The sequence below is a fragment of the Jeotgalibacillus sp. S-D1 genome (assembly GCF_004358665.1).
Taxonomy (GTDB): domain Bacteria; phylum Bacillota; class Bacilli; order Bacillales; family Jeotgalibacillaceae; genus Jeotgalibacillus.
In genome coordinates, this window is sequence record NZ_SMZR01000011.1 from 1 (window position 1) to 20,219 (window position 20,219).

19 protein-coding genes and 2 tRNA genes are annotated in these 20,219 nt (G+C 43.0%); 2 read left to right on the forward strand and 19 right to left on the reverse strand.

Translation table 11 applies throughout. The features are described 5' to 3' along the window. Positions 1 to 572: 572 nt before the first annotated feature. From lysS to spoIIE, 15 genes are all read right to left on the reverse strand, one after another. Entirely contained in the window at positions 573 to 2,060 is a 1,488-nt protein-coding gene (gene lysS / locus E2R51_RS18465) for a lysine--tRNA ligase (RefSeq protein ID WP_133378558.1), read from the reverse strand. Positions 2,061 to 2,392: 332 nt separating this feature from the next. Continuing rightward, the gene (gene folK, locus E2R51_RS18470; protein ID WP_133378559.1) at positions 2,393 to 2,920 is read right to left on the reverse strand and encodes a 2-amino-4-hydroxy-6-hydroxymethyldihydropteridine diphosphokinase; all 528 of its coding nucleotides are present in this window, start codon (positions 2,918 to 2,920) and stop codon (positions 2,393 to 2,395) included. Continuing rightward, on the reverse strand, positions 2,921 to 3,283 hold the full coding sequence (gene folB / locus E2R51_RS18475) for a dihydroneopterin aldolase (protein ID WP_133378560.1): 363 nt from the start codon (positions 3,281 to 3,283) through the stop codon (positions 2,921 to 2,923). After that, complete coding sequence (gene folP, locus E2R51_RS18480; protein WP_133378561.1) at positions 3,276 to 4,106, reverse strand: dihydropteroate synthase; 831 nt, start codon at positions 4,104 to 4,106, stop codon at positions 3,276 to 3,278. Before folP ends, folB begins: the two co-directional genes overlap by 8 nt. A gap of 28 nt (positions 4,107 to 4,134) precedes the next feature. Further along, complete coding sequence (gene pabC / locus E2R51_RS18485; protein WP_133378562.1) at positions 4,135 to 4,986, reverse strand: aminodeoxychorismate lyase; 852 nt, start codon at positions 4,984 to 4,986, stop codon at positions 4,135 to 4,137. Beyond that, positions 4,983 to 5,579, reverse strand: a complete 597-nt coding sequence (pabA, locus tag E2R51_RS18490; RefSeq protein WP_133378563.1) for an aminodeoxychorismate/anthranilate synthase component II — start codon at positions 5,577 to 5,579, stop codon at positions 4,983 to 4,985. Before pabA ends, pabC begins: the two co-directional genes overlap by 4 nt. Next, the gene (locus E2R51_RS18495) at positions 5,576 to 6,988 is read right to left on the reverse strand and encodes an anthranilate synthase component I family protein (protein WP_133378564.1); all 1,413 of its coding nucleotides are present in this window, start codon (positions 6,986 to 6,988) and stop codon (positions 5,576 to 5,578) included. Before E2R51_RS18495 ends, pabA begins: the two co-directional genes overlap by 4 nt. Positions 6,989 to 7,121: 133 nt before the next feature. Next, positions 7,122 to 8,048, reverse strand: a complete 927-nt coding sequence (gene cysK, locus E2R51_RS18500) for a cysteine synthase A (protein ID WP_133378565.1) — start codon at positions 8,046 to 8,048, stop codon at positions 7,122 to 7,124. Between the two features lie 173 nt (positions 8,049 to 8,221). Beyond that, positions 8,222 to 9,121, reverse strand: coding sequence for a peptidyl-prolyl cis-trans isomerase (locus E2R51_RS18505; RefSeq protein ID WP_133378566.1), 900 nt, complete (start codon positions 9,119 to 9,121; stop codon positions 8,222 to 8,224). Between the two features lie 6 nt (positions 9,122 to 9,127). After that, positions 9,128 to 10,006: an Hsp33 family molecular chaperone HslO gene (gene hslO / locus E2R51_RS18510; RefSeq protein ID WP_133378567.1), complete on the reverse strand. Its 879-nt coding sequence runs from the start codon at positions 10,004 to 10,006 to the stop codon at positions 9,128 to 9,130. Then, positions 10,003 to 10,791: a type III pantothenate kinase gene (locus E2R51_RS18515; RefSeq protein WP_133378610.1), complete on the reverse strand. Its 789-nt coding sequence runs from the start codon at positions 10,789 to 10,791 to the stop codon at positions 10,003 to 10,005. Before E2R51_RS18515 ends, hslO begins: the two co-directional genes overlap by 4 nt. Positions 10,792 to 10,969: 178 nt before the next feature. Further along, positions 10,970 to 13,018: an ATP-dependent zinc metalloprotease FtsH gene (gene ftsH / locus E2R51_RS18520; protein ID WP_133378568.1), complete on the reverse strand. Its 2,049-nt coding sequence runs from the start codon at positions 13,016 to 13,018 to the stop codon at positions 10,970 to 10,972. A gap of 122 nt (positions 13,019 to 13,140) precedes the next feature. After that, positions 13,141 to 13,686, reverse strand: coding sequence for a hypoxanthine phosphoribosyltransferase (gene hpt / locus E2R51_RS18525; protein ID WP_133378611.1), 546 nt, complete (start codon positions 13,684 to 13,686; stop codon positions 13,141 to 13,143). A gap of 6 nt (positions 13,687 to 13,692) precedes the next feature. Beyond that, complete coding sequence (tilS, locus tag E2R51_RS18530; RefSeq protein ID WP_133378569.1) at positions 13,693 to 15,105, reverse strand: tRNA lysidine(34) synthetase TilS; 1,413 nt, start codon at positions 15,103 to 15,105, stop codon at positions 13,693 to 13,695. Between the two features lie 101 nt (positions 15,106 to 15,206). Continuing rightward, on the reverse strand, positions 15,207 to 17,657 hold the full coding sequence (gene spoIIE, locus E2R51_RS18535) for a stage II sporulation protein E (RefSeq protein WP_133378570.1): 2,451 nt from the start codon (positions 17,655 to 17,657) through the stop codon (positions 15,207 to 15,209). Positions 17,658 to 18,188: 531 nt separating this feature from the next. On the opposite strand from spoIIE, the gene E2R51_RS18540 reads away from it, so the two are divergent. Together E2R51_RS18540 and E2R51_RS18545 are read left to right on the forward strand one after the other, a co-directional pair. Further along, positions 18,189 to 18,265 (forward strand) — tRNA-Met (locus E2R51_RS18540). Between the two features lie 4 nt (positions 18,266 to 18,269). Continuing rightward, positions 18,270 to 18,341: transfer RNA gene (locus E2R51_RS18545), tRNA-Glu, on the forward strand. A 40-nt stretch (positions 18,342 to 18,381) separates the two neighbouring features. On the opposite strand, the gene E2R51_RS18550 is transcribed toward E2R51_RS18545, so the two are convergent. The 4 genes from E2R51_RS18550 to E2R51_RS18565 form a co-directional block, all read right to left on the reverse strand. Beyond that, positions 18,382 to 18,606: a hypothetical protein gene (locus tag E2R51_RS18550; protein WP_133378571.1), complete on the reverse strand. Its 225-nt coding sequence runs from the start codon at positions 18,604 to 18,606 to the stop codon at positions 18,382 to 18,384. 43 nt (positions 18,607 to 18,649) lie between these two features. After that, positions 18,650 to 19,123, reverse strand: coding sequence for a DinB family protein (locus E2R51_RS18555; RefSeq protein ID WP_165967275.1), 474 nt, complete (start codon positions 19,121 to 19,123; stop codon positions 18,650 to 18,652). 42 nt (positions 19,124 to 19,165) lie between these two features. Beyond that, positions 19,166 to 19,381 (reverse strand): hypothetical protein, encoded by a 216-nt coding sequence (locus tag E2R51_RS18560; protein ID WP_133378573.1) that lies wholly within the window; start codon positions 19,379 to 19,381, stop codon positions 19,166 to 19,168. Positions 19,382 to 19,649: 268 nt separating this feature from the next. Next, positions 19,650 to 20,105 carry a S1 domain-containing RNA-binding protein gene (locus E2R51_RS18565; protein ID WP_133378574.1) on the reverse strand — a complete coding sequence of 152 codons (456 nt, stop codon included), beginning with the start codon at positions 20,103 to 20,105 and terminating at the stop codon, positions 19,650 to 19,652. Between the last annotated feature and the right edge of the window lie 114 nt (positions 20,106 to 20,219).

Below are 20,219 nucleotides of genomic sequence, written 5' to 3' on the forward strand. Positions count from 1 at the left end.
AGTGTTTGATAAAGCTCATTTGTTTCATTTAAAACTTGTATTAACGTTGACGTTTTTGGTTGTTTAGTTTTCAAGGTTCAAGGTGTTTCGTTTGTGTGTTGCTCTCTCAAGCGACTAGATCATCATAACATTTTTTAAATGTTGATGTCAACAACTTTTTTTAAATTGTTTTTCGTGCGCGTTGTTTTCCTTAGCAACGAATAATAATATAACACGCTATAAACCCTGTGACAATAGTTTTCTTTAAAATAAATTGATTTAATTTAACAAACCCATTAAACCCATGATTACATTCCGTTAATTCCTTTAAAGTCAGGGGTTCTTAAGTTATGTTTTCTTTCCTTATTAGTCCGGTCTTTAACTGTTACTATTAATCTTTTTTACACATTTTCATTTTTAATAATAGTTTTGTTAATTGTGGCTGTTGATTTCTGCAAAAAGGCGCGCAAATATCTATAACCAGTTTTAACAGAGCTTAAATAATAGAAAGAGCTGCCTTTATTCAAGGCAGCTCAACTACTATAAGCATGACTTTCGCCACATCAAGTAATAAAAGACAACAGCTTAATATACTAGTCGCGGTGGCGCATCAGCGGAAACAGCAGAACATCGCGAATGGATGGAGAATTCGTAAGCAGCATCACAAGGCGATCCACTCCAATTCCTAATCCACCTGTAGGCGGCATTCCATATTCCAGGGCTTCAACAAAGTCATCGTCCATTTCGTGCGCTTCATCATTGCCGGCTGCTTTCTCAGCAAGCTGAGATTCAAACCGCTCTCGCTGATCAATCGGGTCATTCAATTCAGTAAATGCATTTGCATACTCCCTGCCGACAATGAATAGCTCAAAGCGATCCGTAAAGCGCTGGTCTTCAGGATTTTTCTTCGCAAGTGGTGAAATATCCACCGGATGCCCGTATATGAATGTTGGCTGAACAAGCGTTTCTTCTACCTTTTGCTCAAAGAACTCATTGACAATATGGCCATACTCCATAGAATCTTTTACCTCGATGCCGTGTTCTTTTGCTAAAGCATGAGCTTCCTCATTCGACATTTCTTTCCAGAAATCTACACCAGTTACTTCTTTGATAGCATCCACCATATGGACACGTGCCCACTTAGGAGTAAGATCTACTTCATGTCCTCCATAAGGAACCACGGTCGTACCAAGAACTTCTTTAGCAACATGGGCCACCAGGTTTTCAGTAAGATCCATGATGTCCTGGTAATCTGCATAGGCTTCATACAGCTCGATCATTGTAAATTCAGGGTTATGTCGTGTTGAGATTCCTTCATTACGGAATACCCGGCCAATTTCATATACCTTTTCCAGCCCGCCAACAATTAATCGCTTCAAGTGAAGCTCAATGGCAATGCGAAGATAAAGCTGCATATCAAGTGTATTATGATGGGTAATGAACGGACGGGCAGCTGCTCCGCCTGCAATTGAATGAAGAAGTGGCGTTTCCACCTCTAAATAGCCATTATCGTCTAAGTAACGGCGCATCGCCTGGATGATCCGGCTGCGTGTGATAAAAGTATTTTTGCTTTCTTCACTTGTAATCAAGTCCAGGTAGCGTTGACGGTAACGCTGTTCTACATCTTTTAAACCATGGAATTTTTCAGGAAGGGGGCGCAGTGATTTTGAAAGCAGCTCAAAGCTGGTTACTTTAATCGACAACTCTCCCACTTTCGTTTTGAAAACAGTTCCATTAACCCCAACAATATCGCCAAGATCCGACGTGTTAAATAGCTCATATGCTTCATCGCCAATCGCATCTTTCCGGACATATAACTGAATTTGACCTTGCAGGTCCTGTATATGGGCAAATCCAGCTTTCCCTTTGCCGCGTTTTGTCATAATACGGCCAGCTGCAGAAACGGTTACAGGTGTTTCATCCAGCTCTTCTTTTGTATGCTCACTGAATTGAGCTTTAATATCACTTGATCCGTGCGAGCGGTCGAACCGTTTGCCAAACGGATCATTTCCTTTTTCACGGATTGATTCCATTTTCTCGCGGCGTACGCGAAACTGGTCATTTAATTCCTCATGACTCATTGCCGTTCACTCCTCATTTACATTTTTATATAGATCAAGGTCTTAGACCGGATACACAACTATACTTGTCTATTTTACACAATATAAAGATTGGGTACACCCCTAAAGTCTGTTTCAGCTCGTGAATATCCTTAAACAGGGGATTGCTGTATTGCATCAAATGAAAAAACTGCCGATGGAAATATCGACAGCTTTCTTATGATACAACGATTCTATACGGGCAGATACCAGCTAGCAAATTTCAACCGGGTCAAGCAGCCAGTGAGCTCCCGCTCCACACAGTGCAACCTTCAGAACATGGCATCTTATAGATTAATAGGCCATAATGCAAATTATAAGTCAAAAAAATTATTCAATTGTTGTCCCGGGTTCTTTTTCCATAACCTTACACCTTCACGATCACCTAATTCCTCCTGAATTACTGAAAATGGTATTTCAAGGGATGGGTGATGAAGGCCGGGGTTTATCTCCAATAGAGGAATCAGAACAAAGCTACGTTCATGCATTCTGGGATGGGGGATCATGAGCGTGTCTGATTCCATAATGTCATCATCGTATAATAAAATGTCAAGGTCAATGATGCGAGGCCCCCACCTGATGCCTCTTTTCCGGCCCAACCCTGCCTCGATATCCAGACAGGCTGCTAATAAATCCTTTGCAGATTTAGCTGTTTCTGCTTCTACTGCAATATTTAAAAAAGCAGGCTGATCCGTAACACCTACCGGGTCTGTTTCATAGATAGAAGAAACACGGGTTATTTGTGTTCCTTCCAGCTCATGCAAAAGCCTGACTGCCTGTTGTAAATTGTCGTAAGAGTCGCCTACATTTGAACCAAGCGATAAGTATGCTGTTGTCATCATCTAATCACGGCCTCTGGTGATTTCAATTGCTACAGAATTGTAATGACCCGGAATAGGCGGATCCGGTTTCACAACTTCAATCGTACATTGCTGAAGCTTTTCGAATTGTTCCAGCATCCCGGAAGCAATTTTTTCCGCCACCGCTTCTACAAGGTTACACGGCTCTCCCTCCACAATTTCTTTGCACAGCTGGTAAACATCAGCATAATTGATGGAATCCTCCACATTGTCTGATTGAGCTGATTGGGATAAATCAAGTTCCAGCAGCGCATTGACCCGAAATCGCTGCCCAAGCTTGTTTTCCTCTTTAAAAACACCGTGATATCCGTAAAACTCCATGTTATTTACTTTGATTTTATCCAATTGACTCACCTTTCCCTACTAATGCATCCATCATTTTTGCCATTCTGGCCATTTCTTTTACGTCGTGGACCCGTACAATATGACAGCCTTTTTGGATGCCGTAGCATATTGTAGCACCCGTACCCTCCATCCGTTCAGAAGCTGGGAGATCGAGTACATTGCCAATCATTGATTTGCGTGAAGTTGCCAGTAATACAGGATAACCAAGGTTAACCAGATGGTCGAGATTTCTCATCATTTCAATATTTTGCTTTTGTGATTTTACAAAACCGATGCCCGGATCTAAAATAATTTGGCCGTTTGAAACGCCCGCTTCTTTTGCAATGGCGATGCTCTCCCGTAGATCATTCCATGCTTCCTCAATAAAAGAGGTGTATTGGCGGTTTTTCCGGTTATGCATCAGAATGATCGGTACGTTTTTTTCTGCAGCTACTTTCGCGATCTCCGGCTCCCGCTTTGCACCCCAGACATCATTGATAATGGACGCCCCTGCCTCTATTGCAGCTTTTGCGGTAGAAGCTTTATATGTATCAATGGAAATCGGCACGTCAACCTCCGCCATAATTGCTTCAATAACGGGGATAACGCGGGAGATTTCTTCTTCCTCAGAGACCGGCTGATGTCCGGGTCTGGTCGATTCTCCACCGATATCAATAATATCAGCTCCTTGGGCGATCATTTCCTTTACTCTGGCAACCGCTTTTTCCCTCTGATCAAACTGACCGCCATCAGAAAAGGAATCCGGGGTTACATTCAGGATACCCATAATCATTGTTTTTTTATGTAAATTTAGCTGTTTGTTTCCGCAATGCAGTATAGTCATTGCTTGTCCCCTCTTTCATCCATCGATCTTACCGGTCTTCTATACGCATTAGAGACCGTGTTGATTGCTGGTATTTTTGCAGTAAGTGCCTGGTCCACTTTCCTTCGGTGCCGGAAAAATGGGTATCTTCAATTGAATGAATCGGAACGATCTCCTGAATCGAGTTGGTGATAAATACTTCTTCAGCCTGAAGCACCGCTTCTTTTTTAAAATTACCTATCGACACATGAAGGTCCGATTCCCCGGCAAGGGCGAGCACCATTTTCCTCGTAACCCCCGGTAATATGCCAGTGGATAATGCCGGAGTGTATAGAGTACGCTTCTCTATCCAAAAAATATTGGAAGAGACTCCTTCGGCTACAAACCCATCAGCCGTTAAAAAAATACCTTCCGTTGCAGCCTTCGTTACTTCCCGTCTTGCCGCTATATTATTAAGGTAGTGATGGGATTTTAATCGTATTTTTGTTTCCGGGGTATTTCTTGGGATAGAGAGCCATTGACCGGCTTTGCCGCCAGTATTCTGCGGCGGAAGTTCTTTTTGTATAAGCATAACAACAGGATTATCGTACGGTTCGGGAAAAAGCCCCACATCCCGTATCCCCGCAGATACATTTAAACGGTAATAGCCATCCGAACCCCCGTTTGCCTGCTGTAATTTTTGAACGATGCCTGCCGCTTCACTTTCCCCCAATGAATAGTTAATCCCCATTTCTTTTAATGCTTCATTCAGGCGATCCAGATGGTCCCCAAGTAAGAAAGGGTGGCCCCCATACGTCCGAAAGGTCTCAAAAACCCCCAGTCCATAGAGATACCCATGATCGAAGGGAGAAATCTTTGCTTCCTCAGCGGACAGGATCGAGCCATTTATCCATATTTTCACCGGACATCCACCTCCGGGCTGAACGATCGATAAGTTTCAAGAAAGTTGCGCAATAACAACTTGCCTTGTTCTGTCATAATGGATTCAGGATGGTATTGCACTCCTTCTATTGCCAGCTCGCGATGTCTTAGGCCCATGATTTCCCCCTGGTCTGTCCACGATGTAACCATTAACTCCTCCGGCACGCTTTCTTTTTCTACAATGAGTGAGTGATAGCGTGTAGCTGTAAAAGGATTTGGCAGTTGTTCATAAACCGTCTGCCCATCATGGTAAATCAGCGAAGTTTTCCCGTGCATTAACCGACTTGCGCGGACAACATTTCCGCCAAACACCTGAGCAATGGACTGGTGTCCTAAACAAACCCCAAAAATGGGGATGACACCGGCAAACGCCTTAATAGCTTTAAGACTGATGCCTGCTTCATTCGGGCTGCACGGTCCCGGTGAGATCATTAAGTATTTAGGGTTCATATGAGCGATTTCTTCAATTGTTATTTCATCGTTCCGGCGGACGACAAGCTCTTCACCCAATTCACCAAGAAACTGAACTAAATTATACGTAAAGGAATCGTAGTTATCGATCATCAAGATCATGGTCTTGCCTCCCTGCCTTCCGCTAAATCTTTTGCATGCCATAGTGCCCTGGCTTTTTTAAGCGATTCTTTATATTCACGATCAGGGTGGGAATCAATAACTACTCCTGCGCCCGCCTGCACATGCCCCACACCATCCTGTACCAGCATTGTACGGATAACGATATTTAATTCCATGTCTCCATTAAAGCCTATCCAGCCAATCGACCCTGTATACAATCCTCTTCTTACGGGTTCCAGCTCTTCAATAATTTCCATCGTTCGTACTTTCGGTGCTCCCGTAATCGTTCCGCCCGGAAATACCGCCCGGATTACATCCGCTTCATTATTTCCTGTGTCAAGCTGGCCCCGCACATTCGACACAATATGCATAACATGGGAATATTTTTCGATTACCATAAATTCATTTACTTCTACTGTGCCATATTTACATACTCTGCCAAGATCATTTCGTTCAAGATCCACCAGCATGACATGCTCGGCCCGTTCCTTTTCGTTGTGAATCAATTCATCCGCAAGCATTTGATCTTCACTTTCATCTTTTCCTCTTGAGCGTGTCCCGGCAATCGGTCTTGTACTTAATTCCGAACCGGCTTTTTTAACCAAAAGCTCGGGAGAAGCCGATACAATCTGTGCATCAGGCCAATGCATATAGGACATATACGGAGAGGGATTGAATGCACGCAGCTCCTTATAGATGGAAAGCGGACTGGTTCGAAGCGAATTTGATTGACGGACAGACAGATTCACCTGGAACACATCACCTTGTGCAATATAAGCCCTGATCGCTTCTGCAGCCAGGCTGAATTCCTGCTCATCCATTGAGAATGCCATATCATCCGCCGCATGCAAAGGATTGGCTGAAGATAAGGCTTCATCATCATCGTGCTGTTGAAATTGCTCCCACGATTCGACCCATTTATCCAGCGTCCGACCTATTTCATCATCGTGCAGCATCATAAAATAAAGAAGGCCTGTCTGCTGGTCAAAAACAAGCCACTGATCAAATAGCATAAAACAAATATCGGGAAGTCCGTGATCGTCCTCCGCAAGGGTTTCAAGTCCTTCAATTGAGCGAACATAATCATAGCTGATATAGCCGATTGCACCCCCTTGGAAATCTGGAAGATCAGGGATCGGATCATTTTTAAAGGACTGCATCCACTCGATTAGTTCACGCAGCGGGTCTCCTTTAAACGTGCGTTCACTTCCATTTTCATGGACAGTTAATGTATCTTGTTTTCCCGTCGCCCAGGCGAATGGGCGAATGCCGGCTATGCTGTAACGACCGCCCCGGCCGCTCTCTAAAAAAACATGGCGGTTCTCATGCGCTGTGAGCTTTGTATACGTATGAAAAAATTCTTCATGCGTCGTTTTAAGGGTTCGATAGGATATTGTGTAGCGGCTCATCGTGATGTCACTCCCAGGTTAGTGTTATTATCTTTCATCATACACGAACCATCCGATTGATTCATCGGTAAAATATCTGGAATAATTTAAGCGCAAAAAAGCAGGCTCTCTTTTGGAGAGCCTGCCGGTTTGTTTAGTCTTCAAATTGATAAAGCGGGGTGCTGAGGTAGCGTTCTCCGTTACTTGGGATAACAGCGAGCACTTTTTTACCTTTCCCAAGCTCTTTAGCCACCTTCAAGGCAGCAAAGATCGCGGCACCGGAAGAAATCCCTCCTAAAATACCTTCTTCCTTTGCAGCTTTACGGGCTGTTTCAAAGGATTGCTCATTTGTAACCTGTATAACACCGTCATAAATCTTTGTATTTAAAATATCAGGAATAAAGCCAGCGCCGATCCCTTGAATCTTGTGAGGACCCGGCTTGCCCCCAGATAAAATAGGTGAGTCAGTTGGTTCCACAGCATAAATTTTTACATCATTATATTTTTCGCGAATTACCTCTCCGGCACCTGTAATCGTGCCTCCTGTTCCAATACCTGAAACAAAGGCGTCCAGCTGATCACCCATCTGTTCAACAATTTCTTTTCCTGTTGTACGTCGGTGAACCTCCGGGTTTGCTTCATTTTTAAACTGCTGAGGCATAAAGTACCCTTTTTCATTTGAAATTTCCTCTGCTTTAGCAATGGCGCCCTTCATTCCTTCAGGACCAGGGGTCAATACAAGTTCAGCACCATAAGCGCGGAGCAGATTGCGTCGTTCCATACTCATCGTCTCTGGCATAACAAGGACTGAACGGTACCCTTTTGCAGCTGCAATCATTGCAAGACCGATTCCAGTGTTCCCGCTGGTCGGTTCGATAATAGTATCTCCTTCTTTAAGAGAGCCGCTTTCTTCAGCCGCTTCGATCATGGCAAGCGCAATGCGGTCTTTAACACTGCTGCCCGGATTCATATACTCAAGCTTTAGATAGACCTCTGCTGAATCTCCGTCTGTCAGTCTGTTCAATTTTACGATAGGTGTTTGACCTACCAATTCTGAAATGTTATTTGCAATACGTACCATTTTTCCACTCCCAATCCCTAGTGATATTATCGGTTTTATGTCATGTACCAAATTTACCAACTTTACAGAAAGATAGCAACTACTATGCACTAAAATGTTGAATTTAATTTATTGGCTTTTTTCCTATTTATAAAAAAGAGACACCGTTGCTTTTTCGCCAGTGTCTCTATCAGTTATTCAGTTTCTCCATAAAACCAGGATATAGGGAATTCCTCCCAAAATGACTCTGCCGTAACCGGCACATTAAGCTGTTCGATAGCCAACTGTCTTTCAATTCGTCCTTTCACTTCTTCAAAGCTGAATTCCACTCCATCAGTTGTTTCGTGCAGGAATATAATCGTAAACCCATCTTCGACAGCGATAGGATCTGACCACTCTCCAGCACTTAATCCATTTGCAGCCTCCACCACCTGTTCATCCACGGATGTGGAGTTTTCTGGCACATATCCAAGCAGTCCTCCCTGACTCGCCGTGGTTTCATCTACGGAACGCTCCCTTGCCAATGCTTCAAAAGAGGAATCGTTATCTAGCTCTTCCATTACCTGATTAGCCTCAGCTTCTGTAGAGACCACGATTTGGGATAAACGATACATAGCAGGAATGGAATAAAGTGAGGAGTTTTCTTCGTAAAAGGTTTGAAGTTCTTCCTCGGAAATTTCGACTTCGCTTGTAATTAGTTTTTCAAGGATAATTTCAGTTCTCAGCTGTTCCTTTAGTACCTCTTCATTCGGCATAGAGGCTTGATCATACACATTTAACACAGAACGCAGCATGGAAAATTCCTGCTCCAGCTCTTGATCAGAGACTGATATATCATACTTATCAGCTGATTGTTCCATAACACTCTGGTTGACCAGCTGCTGCAGCACTTCCTTGCCATAACGCAGTTCAATTGCATGAAGCCAGTCCTGGCGGGAAATGTCTTCATCTCCTACCGTTGCTACGACTTCCGATGATGTCTGATTTCCATCTTTTACAATCCAGGCAATCAGAGTGAAAAGGTTAGTAATGAGTAAAAATCCAATAATATAGACGAGGGGCTTCGCTTTCAGACGTTTTTTTTCTGTTATCATCTTTATTTACTTGGCCTCTTGCAAAAAGCTTTCCAATTCTTGTTGATCAAAGTGATACGTTTCATGGCAGAAGTGACATTGCGCTTCCGCTTGACCGTCTTCGTCAATCATCTCTTGTATTTCAGTTGAACCCAGGCTAATAATTGCTGCTCCAAATCTTTCTTTTGAGCATTTGCATTTAAATGACACCGGAAGTGAATCCAGAACCTTCACTTTTCCTTCTCCCAGCACCGCTTCCAAAATCTTTTCAGGAGACAGCCCCTGTTGAATCAATTTCGAAATAGGAGGAATCAGTTTTAAGCGTCTTTCAATCGATTCAATAGTAGCATCATCTGCACCCGGCATTAATTGAATAATAAATCCTCCAGCTGCCAGGATGCTGTTATCAGGATTTACTAGTACTCCCACTCCTACAGAAGACGGCACTTGCTCAGAAGTAGCAAAGTAGTACGTAAAATCCTCTCCAAGCTCCCCTGAAACAAGAGGAACCTGTCCTGTGAAATTTTCACGCATGCCAAGATCTTTAACGATCGTGAGTGAACCCTCTGTTCCAACTGCTCCTCTGACGTCAAGTTTTCCCTGTTCATTTAAATCAAGGTGGGTTTGAGGGTTTGTAACATATCCTCTCACCTCTCCATTAGCATTGCTGTCGACTAAAATTAATCCAATCGGACCATTCCCTTCGACTTTAACTGTCAGGTTATTGTCCCCTTTTAGCATGGCACCCATCATTACGCCTGCAGTCATTGTTCTGCCTAATGCAGCTGATGCTGTCGGCCAGGTGTAGTGGCGTCGCTGTGCTTCTTGAACTGTTGCCGTTGTATTGGCTGCATACGCACGAATTTGCCCGTCGTATGCGAGGGCACGCACCATATAATCCTTCATTGCGCATTCTCCTTTCGATCTTCCATATTCCGTTTATAAATAAGCTGCAGTCCTTTCAGGGTGAGAAAAGAATCTACACAATCAATGATGTCTGACTCCCTGGAAATGAGGGAAGCTAAACCTCCTGTGGCGATAACCTTTACAGGTTCATTTGCTTCCTTTTTCATTCGGGAAACAATTCCCTCCACCTGGCCCACATAGCCATAGACAATGCCCGCCTGCATGGCGGTTACAGTGCTTTTTCCTATAACATGTTCCGGACGGGCAATTTCAATACGGGGAAGCTTTGCTGCTTTGGAGTAAAGAGCTTCTGTAGAAATGCCTATCCCTGGCGCTATAACACCGCCCATATACTGACGATGTTCATTTATATAACAATAGGTGGTCGCTGTTCCAAAATCTACAATGATCAATGATCCGCCGTGATCCTGGATCCCCGCCACTGCATTTACAATTCGGTCAGCACCGACTTCTTTAGGATTATCATATTTTATATTCAGCCCCGTTTTCATACCTGGTCCGACAACGAGCGGCTTTAGATTAAAGTATTTCTGGCACATTCTCTCCAATGGGAACATAATAGGCGGAACCACGGAGGAAATAATGATTCCATCAAATTGATCAAAGGCAAGGCCTACGTGTTCAAATAAATTCTTCACAAGCATACCGTACTCATCTTCAGTCTTATGACGGTTGGTTTCAATACGCCAATGAAAATTCAACTTATCATTTTCATATACACCCAGAACTGTGTTTGTATTCCCAACATCCAAAACAAATATCATGTTATTCACCATTCCTAAAGAATTATTCATACTGCGAATATCATAACATAATTTCTTACAAAATCTATTGCACAGAACCGAAACAAAAGATGGATTTTGGAAGGCGCTGAGGGAAAACAAATGCGAATGCTGTTAAATAAACGAAAAAGACGCCGTTAGACGGCGCCTTTTTTCAGAATTACTCTTCTTTTTTATTGCTTCCCGATGGTCCGAATTTCTTAGGCGGTTCATCTTTGCTTACATCCGATGACTCTTTGGATTCTTTTGATTCCTTCAGCAATTCCTCTGATGATTTTGATGTCGAATCTACTTCAACCGATTCAACCACATCAGATTCCTCAGCGTCAATGATCGCAGGATCCTTTTTCGTGTCATCGTCGTTACCATAATCACGTTCCGGTAATGTTCCGTGATCAACCAAGTGCTTAATTTGAGCCGCATCAAGGGTTTCTACTTCCAACAGTGTTTCAGCAATTAGCTCAAGCTTGTCACGGTTTTCTGTAAGAATCGTTTTTGCACGCTCATAACACTCTTTAATTATTGATTGAATTTCAATATCGATTTCGTACGCGATACGGTCTGAGTAATTTTGTTCACTATTGAAATCACGACCAAGGAATACCTGTCCTTGCGACTGACCAAATTGAAGTGTACCCAGCTTTTCACTCATACCAAACTCCGTAACCATTCGGCGCGCAATTCCTGTCGCACGCTGGAAGTCATTTGAGGCGCCTGTCGAAGCTTCACCAAAAATAATATCTTCCGCCACACGACCGCCAAGCAAGCCAGTGATTTTGTCCAGAAGTTCAGGTCTCGTCATAAAGTAACGATCTTCCTTAGGAAGCATGACTGCATAACCGCCAGCCTGGCCCCTTGGAACGATTGTCACTTTATGAACCATATCCGCCTCATCTAAAACAACACCAATGACGGTGTGCCCAGATTCGTGGAAAGCGACGATTTTTCGTTCTTTTTGCGAAATGACACGGCTTTTTTTCGCAGGACCGGCAATAACACGATCCGTTGCTTCATCGATATCGCTCATGTCGATCATTTTTTTATCACGACGCGCAGCCACTAGAGCGGCTTCATTCAACAGGTTTTCAAGGTCAGCACCTGAAAATCCTGGTGTACGCTGAGATATCGCTTTTAAATCAATATTTTCCGCTAAAGGTTTGTTTCTCGCATGCACTTTTAATACAGCTTCTCGACCGGTAACATCCGGACGGTCAACCGTAATCTGGCGGTCAAAACGGCCAGGACGAAGCAATGCAGGATCAAGAATATCAGGGCGGTTTGTTGCAGCAATCATAATGATGCCTTCGTTCCCTGCAAAACCATCCATTTCAACAAGAAGCTGATTCAGGGTTTGTTCACGCTCATCGTGACCTCCGCCCAGTCCTGCTCCACGCTGACGACCTACTGCATCGATCTCATCAATAAAGATAATACATGGGGCGTTTTTCTTCGCATTTTCAAACAGGTCACGTACACGTGATGCACCGACACCAACAAACATCTCGACAAAGTCCGAGCCCGAGATGGAGAAGAATGGCACACCCGCTTCACCGGCTGCTGCACGTGCAAGCAATGTTTTACCTGTACCTGGAGGTCCTACTAAAAGGATACCTTTAGGAATGCGCGCACCTACGTCTGTAAATTTACGGGGATCTTTAAGGAAGTCAACAACCTCAACAAGCTCCTGCTTTTCCTCATCAGCCCCTGCTACATCTTTAAATCGAACTTTTTTCTTCTCTTCTGTATAAAGCTTAGCTTTACTTTTCCCAAAGTTCATGACACGGCCTCCGCCGCCGCCTTGCGCCTGGTTCAATAAGAAGAAGAATAAAATGAAAATGATAACGAAAGGAATGATCGTAGTTAAAAATGTAACCCATCCGCTCGTTTCAGGTGCTTCCAATACATTAACGGCAGTATCTGTTTCTGCTGCCACTTGATCAATGGTCTCCATTACAGAACTTTCCAAAGGAATGTTCGTTACAAAGTATTCATCTTCGCTATATCCATCCAATTGGCCCACAACGTTGTATACACTGCGGTTCGGCTGGATATCAATCTCTGTAACATCCCCATTTTCCAGTGAGTTAATAAACTCGCCGTATGTGAGTTCTTGGTTTGGCTGGTTTCCATTGTTAAACAAACCAACAATCCCGATGATTACCAAGAATACTAATAAATAAAATATCGTATTACGAAATATGCGGTTCATCCCTTACCTCCTCCCACGGTTAAAGAAACTAATAACAATAGTATCACAGTGAAATAAAGCTTTACAACCATTTAGACCCATGGTTGCAGACTTTATAAGTGATGCTTTGTGAGCATTTTTCATCACTCTGCATCCGAATAAATTTCAGGCTTTAAAATACCGATATATGGGAGGTTTCGGTAGCGTTCCGCATAATCCAGTCCATAACCGACAACAAAAGCATCCGGCACAATAAAACCAACATAATCAGCTTTGATATCTGCTTTTCTGCCAGTTGGCTTATCCAGCAGCGTTACGATTTTAATGGATTTTGCTTTTCGATACTTAAATAGATCGACCAGATAGCTTAATGTCAGGCCGCTATCAATAATATCCTCTAAAATCAGAATATCTCTGCCCTCTACCTTTGTATTTAAATCCTTGATTATTTTCACTTCGCCTGAAGATACAGTGGAGTTTCCATAACTCGAAACGTCCATGAAATCCATTTCTAAATAAACATCCATGCGCTTGATCAGGTCAGCCATAAAAGGAAGTGCCCCTTTTAATACTCCGATCGCAAGCGGATAGCTGTCCTTGTAGGCTTCGGTTAATTCACTGCCTAATTCTTTGATTTTTTCCTGAAGCTGCTCTTCGGTATACAATACCTTTTCAATATCTTGATTCAACACGAACTATGTCCCCCTAGAAAGATCCTTATAATAAATTAACGTAAATACACGGTTTCCGTTTTTCGGCTTTTCTACGCCTTTAGCAATGCGTAAGCCCGGAATCCAAAGCACCCGCCCGGCTGCATCCGTGACAATTGGCCATGAGGCCCTGAGATCACGAGGCACCTTTTCGTCAATAAACAGCTTTTTGATTTTCTTTGAACCATTCATTCCAGACAGTTCAATTCGATCACCATCCTGCCTTGTGCGGACCGTTAACGGCCACTGGACAGCGGCAGCGTCGAATTTACAATAATCAAAAGTGCTGTTTTGTTCTTCTGCAGCCTCCGCTGTTACTGTTATCGTTCCCCCATTTGGGAGTTTTAATTTCTCCCCGATATCCAATTGAAAATTATAGGATAATTTTCTGTTATGTAAATGGGCAAAGGAGAAAGTAACAGATGAATACGATCGAGTCACAAGTAAACCCTGCGGCAAATGAAGCTCTCCAGATGGATGCTTTTGAGCCAGCAGCTTTTTGACCGCCGTCGTATGGGCAGAAGATAAAGACGTGGGTACTATTGCATAAAGATAATTTAATATTAGATGAATCATTCTTCTTTGTAAAGGAGGAGCCTCAGCATGCCATTTTTCTTGGTCAACCTTAAAAAATGTATGATTTTTATCAATTGTTAATGCCTTTAATTTTCCCGTTGCTTCCTTTTCCAGCCATAATTCATCCTCTGTCATCTCCTCTGTATAGCGGATCATATGCTCATGAAGAGAAGGATTTTCTTTTTTTAATAATGGAATGATATGATGGCGCAATCGATTTCTAGTGTAATCATCTTTAGAATTACTCGGGTCGGTGCGGGTTTCAATCCCATGTTGTTCACAATATTGTTCGATTTCACTCCTCGAAATGCATAACAATGGCCGAACAATATTCCCTTTACCAAAAGGGCGTTTCGGTTGAATCCCTGCCCTCCCCTTCATTGTTGATCCCCTCGTTAAACGGAAAAGAACGGTTTCAATTTGATCATCGGCATGATGGCCGAGAACAAGTTTTGTGGCTCCGGTTTGTTGCATCGTTTGTAAAAAGAATGTATATCGAACTTCTCTTGCCGCCTCCTGTAAACCTATGCCCTCATGGCTCATCTTATCTTTTACATTTATCGAAGCGGCGTGGAAGGGAATTTTGTACATTTCACAGTATCTTTTCACAAAGGCAAGATCTGCAGCAGATTCTTTGCCTCTAAGCATATGGTCTACATGGGCTGCTTCGATTCGCAGCCCCAAGGTCTTCTCGTGTAATAAATAATGGAGAAGAGCCATCGAGTCCGGTCCCCCTGAAACCGCAACGATCACTTTCTCTCCATTATGAAATAATTTGTGCTTATCGCTGTACGCGTGTATTTTATCGGTAACTTCCTTCATGTACTGCTCCACCTTTTTCTAAACCCTCTAGGTTTTAGGGATGATGGCTCTATTGTATCAATACTTTGCAGCTCCCCCTACTATTTTATACAGCCTGTCCTTTATCCCGTTCTTACTACAGCCGGAATCGCGGCCCATTTCGGTAGTTCGTGCTGAATTTGAACAGCCATGATGGTCATGTCATCCTCTATTTCACCTCCGGATGTCCTCACTGCCGCTTCCATTAAGATATCCGCCACCTCCTGTGGTTCTGTGGTTTTAAGTTCTGTAATTTGCCGTTTAATCCACATTTCCGGATTTTCTATGAATCTTGGGCCGTCCAGCACTCCGTCACTGAGCATAATGAGCAGATCCCCTGCTTTCAGCTGATCCTCCAGCACCTCCATATCCAATTCTCTAAAAAAGCCCATTGGCAGATTACTTGCTTCTATTGTTTTTACCGTCCTCCCCCTTTTAATATAACTAGGCACCGAGCCAACCTTTAAAAACTTCGCTTTTGCATTTTGAAGATCAATCATAGCGAGGTCCACCGTCGAATACATATCACCGGTTCGTTTGACCGTCAAAATGGAATTAACAGATTTGATCGCGAGCTCCTCCTCGATACCCGCCTGCAGCATCTGGCGTAAAAGCTGAATCGTCTCTTCGCTTTCAAGCCGCGCTTTTTCTCCATTGCCCATTCCATCACTAATCGCAACTGCATATTTCCCCCCATGTAAATGTACAGCCGCATAGCTGTCCCCAGAGATCAGCCCTCCTCCATGAGCTGCATGAGCGATTCCAATACCCACTTTAAATGCTTTTGAAGATCTGAATGTGACCATCATCCCTTCGTATGGTGACGGTATCTCTACTTTTTGATGAACCACAATTGTTTCTTGAAGAATCGATGACAGCATAGGCGCTATCAGCTTTTCACATTCTCCATGCTGTTCAATAAACGGAAGCATAATATCTACATCAATATGCCCGTATTCCATACTGTGTATGTCTACATTATCAACATTTATTCCAAAATCAATTAACGCCTGAAGCATCTCCTCCTCCTGCTTATCATGCTTATCTGTTTCTTTCTGAAGCTCATTAGCAAAATCTTTCATGACAGCCGCCAGCCCCTGGAGCTGATTGGATACAAACTGGTTGCTCTCCATCATTTGCTTCTTCATCTGAATATGGGCAGCGCGCTCTGTGTATTCATTTTCAAAAGCGGCCTGAACATTTTCTGCTTTTACACAGTAACTCTCCCAGGCTGTAGGCGACCTGCTGTCCTCCGGCGTCGCAAGCTCCTTCATCCAGTCATAGGTTCGATCAAAATGGGTCGACCAGCAATAATCTTTTTTGAAGCATTTTTGGCAGGTTTGTTCCGTGACTCTGCTCAGGGTTTCGTCTAGGGAAACAGGCGATCCATATGCATCTTTTTCCTCCGTTTCTGCAGACTCAAAGCTTTTTGCCAGCGTATCAAACATATCTGAAAACTTTTGAACTTTATCAGAAGTGACATCACGCACCTTTCTGGCATATTGCTGTTGATCCTGATCATGCTCCACTGAGCCCGGAATATGACGGGCAATTGCGAAAATAAAGCGCTTAGGCGTAAGAAATAAGGCAACACCAGCCAAAGCGGATTCATATAATGACATTTCCATTAAGGTCCCCTGGTTCATAAAGAGGCCCATTAAAAGCGTTGCCATCATTAATCCCATCGTGACACCGGTGGTTTTGCCGCTCTTCATCAATCCTCCAATCAGACCGGCCACAGCAAGTACCCCGACCTCTGGCAAATGAGCCACGGAGGCCAGACAAAAGATAAGCCCGGTAACAATCCCAACAGTGGAGCCTACCATTGCCCCTGCTGCAAGAGCTGCGACCACCACCACATACCTGGTAATGACATGATCCAGTGCGAGACCTCCAATTGTAAAGCCAATCAGACCGGTTGCAATTGAAGCTACCACGATGGCAATCGCCACCATTTCCTCAGGTGCATAAGTCCTTTTTCTCGCTTTTGTTATGAGCTGCATCCCTTGGAGGAATACAAGCGTTAAAATGGCTGCCATCAGCGCTTCAAACGCAACCATTAAACCGTCAACCCAGCTGAACCTGGCAGGAAGTTCGATTGACAGGTAAATCGATCTTGCAATCATGACGGAAATTCCTACCACCCCCGCCAGCATCATACGATCTGTTTTTATCCTATTTTTTACTGCTAATGCAGCCAGATAAAATAATGCAATGGATCCGAGTGTGTATACCCCTTGCCAGATGCCCAGAGTAGAAGCACCTGCAACGAGTCCAATCATAACAACCAAAGATTTATCGCGGCTTGCCATAAACATGACGGCAAACATCGGCAGGGCAAACGGAGTAAACTGTGATAGAAATAAAGCTCGTCCCAAAAGCACGCTAATACAAATATGAAGAACGCCTTTATGAATCATCCAATTTACAAAGAGCAAACTAAGACGGTTTTTCCATCGAGGAATTTTCTTCTTTGCTTGACTCAATGAAATTGAATTTGTCATTTCTAAATTAACCTCTTGCACATTCGCCATTTACTCCACTCCCTAATGGTTTGTTGTGAGTGTAATTATAGAAGGGTGAAGGGAGAAGAGTTTGTCAAAATGAAGACCGGTTTTCATTAAATATTTCGACTTTTTTTTGAAATAAGCTCGTTTTCGTTAATCATTTCTTCCATTCGCCTTTCTATTTTTAATCATCAAGTCGAACACGCCCATTTTTTCTCGGAAACCGAGGAACGAAAAAATGTTTACAAAGGGGTTAACGGAGCAAATCGGTGAGTATACTGAAAGTTGCCCGTTTTAGCAGGAGTTTATTGAGCCGGAAATGATAAACTTATAAGACTCAGCGCGATAGAAAGACGCTTGGTATGACAGGGATTACAATGCGCATTGCACTAAAATGATCTGATTTTAATTTCTTTCGCTGCTCATTTGGGCTTGAAAGACAGATCTTCCATCTTAAAATCTTTCAAAAAAAGATTGACACTTTTTCGGCTGCTATGTATTATATAACTTGTGCTTCATTTCACTGCGGTGATCTGAAAAGTTACATGAGACTAATATGGCGGCGTAGCTCAGCTGGCTAGAGCGTACGGTTCATACCCGTGAGGTCGGGGGTTCGATCCCCTCTGCCGCCACCATAACGGCCCGTTGGTCAAGCGGTTAAGACACCGCCCTTTCACGGCGGTAACACGGGTTCGAATCCCGTACGGGTCATAATAAAAAACACATCAGCTAAATCAGCTGATGTGTTTTTTTATGATTGTATCTTTTTATAATCAGACGGTTCAGCCATTCGGTGGTTCAATTCAACTCTGAGCTTTTCAGTTTCAAGAAGAAAGTTCTCCTGCTTAAGCCTTTCAAGCTCCAGTTCATCTTTAATGATCGATTGCTTATATTGCGACTGCTTTTGAAGATGAACAGTAATGATGGCAATAATCGGGATAGAAAATACCATGACGATTGCGATAATTCCTTCCATACGGACTCCCCCCTTTATCTTTTCTCCTTAGCCGCTCCATGCCTCAGACTTCATTATCCTGTGCCAGTTTTTTATCAATCTGCTCCCTGTGGTGATCATCATGCCATGTAAAATCCTTCAAGTAGGATTTGATCGTTAAGACATGCTCTCCTATCATAAATTCAGCATCCAGCTCCTGCTCCGTTTTATGTCGTATATGATCTGTCAGATTCGATCGCTCAAGAATGGCCTCATCCAGAATGTCTTCCTTAGTAGCTCCGTTATGTGCTTTTTCTTCTGCTTTTTCGTTAAAGGTCTCAAATTCCGGGAAACGATCAAGCTTTGCCCCTTTTTCTATATAAGGCAGCCGCTCTTCATTGGTAAAACGATCCCATGCCTGAATATGTGAAATAATAGCCGCAATTGACCATTTTCCTTTCTCTATGGGAGCAAAAAATACGTTATTATCCATTTTCTTTAACGTTTCTAACCAGTAGCGGTAATCTACACTATGCTGGATCCATTGTTCTCGATTCAACTTGCTCATCTCCATTCGTCTATATCATTTCAGAAGGCTTACTCACAGCAGCCTCTTGTTTTCACCCCTCTGATCCTCGTTGCGCCGGTCCAGTTCCAGGCGAAGCCTTTCTGTTTCAAGAAGATAATTCTCATGCTTTAATTTTTCCAGCTCAACTTCTTCTTGTATAATTTTTCGTTTGTTTTTTGTTTGAGTCTGCAGATGATCTGTAATAATGCCGGTAATCGCCACTATGCCTATAATCATAAAAAAATCCATCTGCACTTCTCCTCCTTGTCCGTTAATTGTCATTATTTTCAGTATACTACACTCGTATTTATTTTGAAGCGCTATTTTAGTTTCCATATTTTATCTTTAAATGTATATACGGCAGACAGGAATAAAAAGATTCATCATTATTTTCCATACGTATGCAAAAACACGAAAAAAAGAAGCCGGCTCAGCGCCAAGCTTCTTTTTCCTATATTACTTTGTATTAACAGATCACAATTGTTGATGCCATCTTTAAATACGAATGGACAGCTTATTATCCTTTTTTCGCACCTCTGCCGCTGCCACCTCGTTTAGACTCTGTATGGCGTTTCAGAGATGTCAGGCGATCCTCACTATCTTTAAGGAAGCGAGCCATTTTTTGCTCAAACGTTTCTCTTCCTACAGGTGCGCCGCCGCTGTTATTGCCACGGCCGCCTCCACGTTGATCATTCCCACGGTTAGGTCTTGGACGTTGTTGAGTTTGTTGCGGCGGTTGATCTTTTGCTTTACGAATAGACAAACCAATTTTGCCATCCTTTTCAACATTTAAGATCTTCACTTCCACTTCGTCGCCTACTTTTAGATGTTCGTTGATGTCCTTGACATAGTTATCCGCAACTTCACTGATATGCACAAGTCCTGTTGATCCACCTGGTAATTCAACGAATGCCCCGAAATGAGTGATGCCTGTAACTTTACCTTGTACCTTGCTGCCTACTTCGATTGACATAAAAAAAATGATCCTCCTTAGAAAAATAAAAAATAGACCTTACTTATCATTATAGCTAATTTAAAAAAAGAGTGTCAACATACCGACACTCCTATATTGTGGATTATTTTATTC

Bases quoted from the DNA above. Each gene is read 5' to 3' on its own strand.
- cysK (WP_133378565.1), bottom strand. From the start codon at position 8,048: ATGGTACGTATTGCAAATAACATTTCAGAATTGGTAGGTCAAACACCT.
- tilS (WP_133378569.1), bottom strand. From the start codon at position 15,105: ATGAAGGAAGTTACCGATAAAATACACGCGTACAGCGATAAGCACAAA.
- lysS (WP_133378558.1), bottom strand. From the start codon at position 2,060: ATGAGTCATGAGGAATTAAATGACCAGTTTCGCGTACGCCGCGAGAAA.
- E2R51_RS18565 (WP_133378574.1), bottom strand. From the start codon at position 20,105: ATGTCAATCGAAGTAGGCAGCAAGGTACAAGGTAAAGTTACAGGCATC.
- folK (WP_133378559.1), bottom strand. From the start codon at position 2,920: ATGATGACAACAGCATACTTATCGCTTGGTTCAAATGTAGGCGACTCT.
- E2R51_RS18550 (WP_133378571.1), bottom strand. From the start codon at position 18,606: ATGGAAGGAATTATCGCAATCGTCATGGTATTTTCTATCCCGATTATT.
- ftsH (WP_133378568.1), bottom strand. From the start codon at position 13,018: ATGAACCGCATATTTCGTAATACGATATTTTATTTATTAGTATTCTTG.
- pabA (WP_133378563.1), bottom strand. From the start codon at position 5,579: ATGATCTTGATGATCGATAACTACGATTCCTTTACGTATAATTTAGTT.
- E2R51_RS18505 (WP_133378566.1), bottom strand. From the start codon at position 9,121: ATGATAACAGAAAAAAAACGTCTGAAAGCGAAGCCCCTCGTCTATATT.
- E2R51_RS18560 (WP_133378573.1), bottom strand. From the start codon at position 19,381: ATGGATTTTTTTATGATTATAGGCATAGTGGCGATTACCGGCATTATT.
- E2R51_RS18495 (WP_133378564.1), bottom strand. From the start codon at position 6,988: ATGAGCCGCTACACAATATCCTATCGAACCCTTAAAACGACGCATGAA.
- hslO (WP_133378567.1), bottom strand. From the start codon at position 10,006: ATGAAGGATTATATGGTGCGTGCCCTCGCATACGACGGGCAAATTCGT.
- spoIIE (WP_133378570.1), bottom strand. From the start codon at position 17,657: ATGGCGAATGTGCAAGAGGTTAATTTAGAAATGACAAATTCAATTTCA.
- E2R51_RS18515 (WP_133378610.1), bottom strand. From the start codon at position 10,791: ATGATATTTGTTTTGGATGTTGGGAATACAAACACAGTTCTGGGTGTA.
- folP (WP_133378561.1), bottom strand. From the start codon at position 4,106: ATGACTATACTGCATTGCGGAAACAAACAGCTAAATTTACATAAAAAA.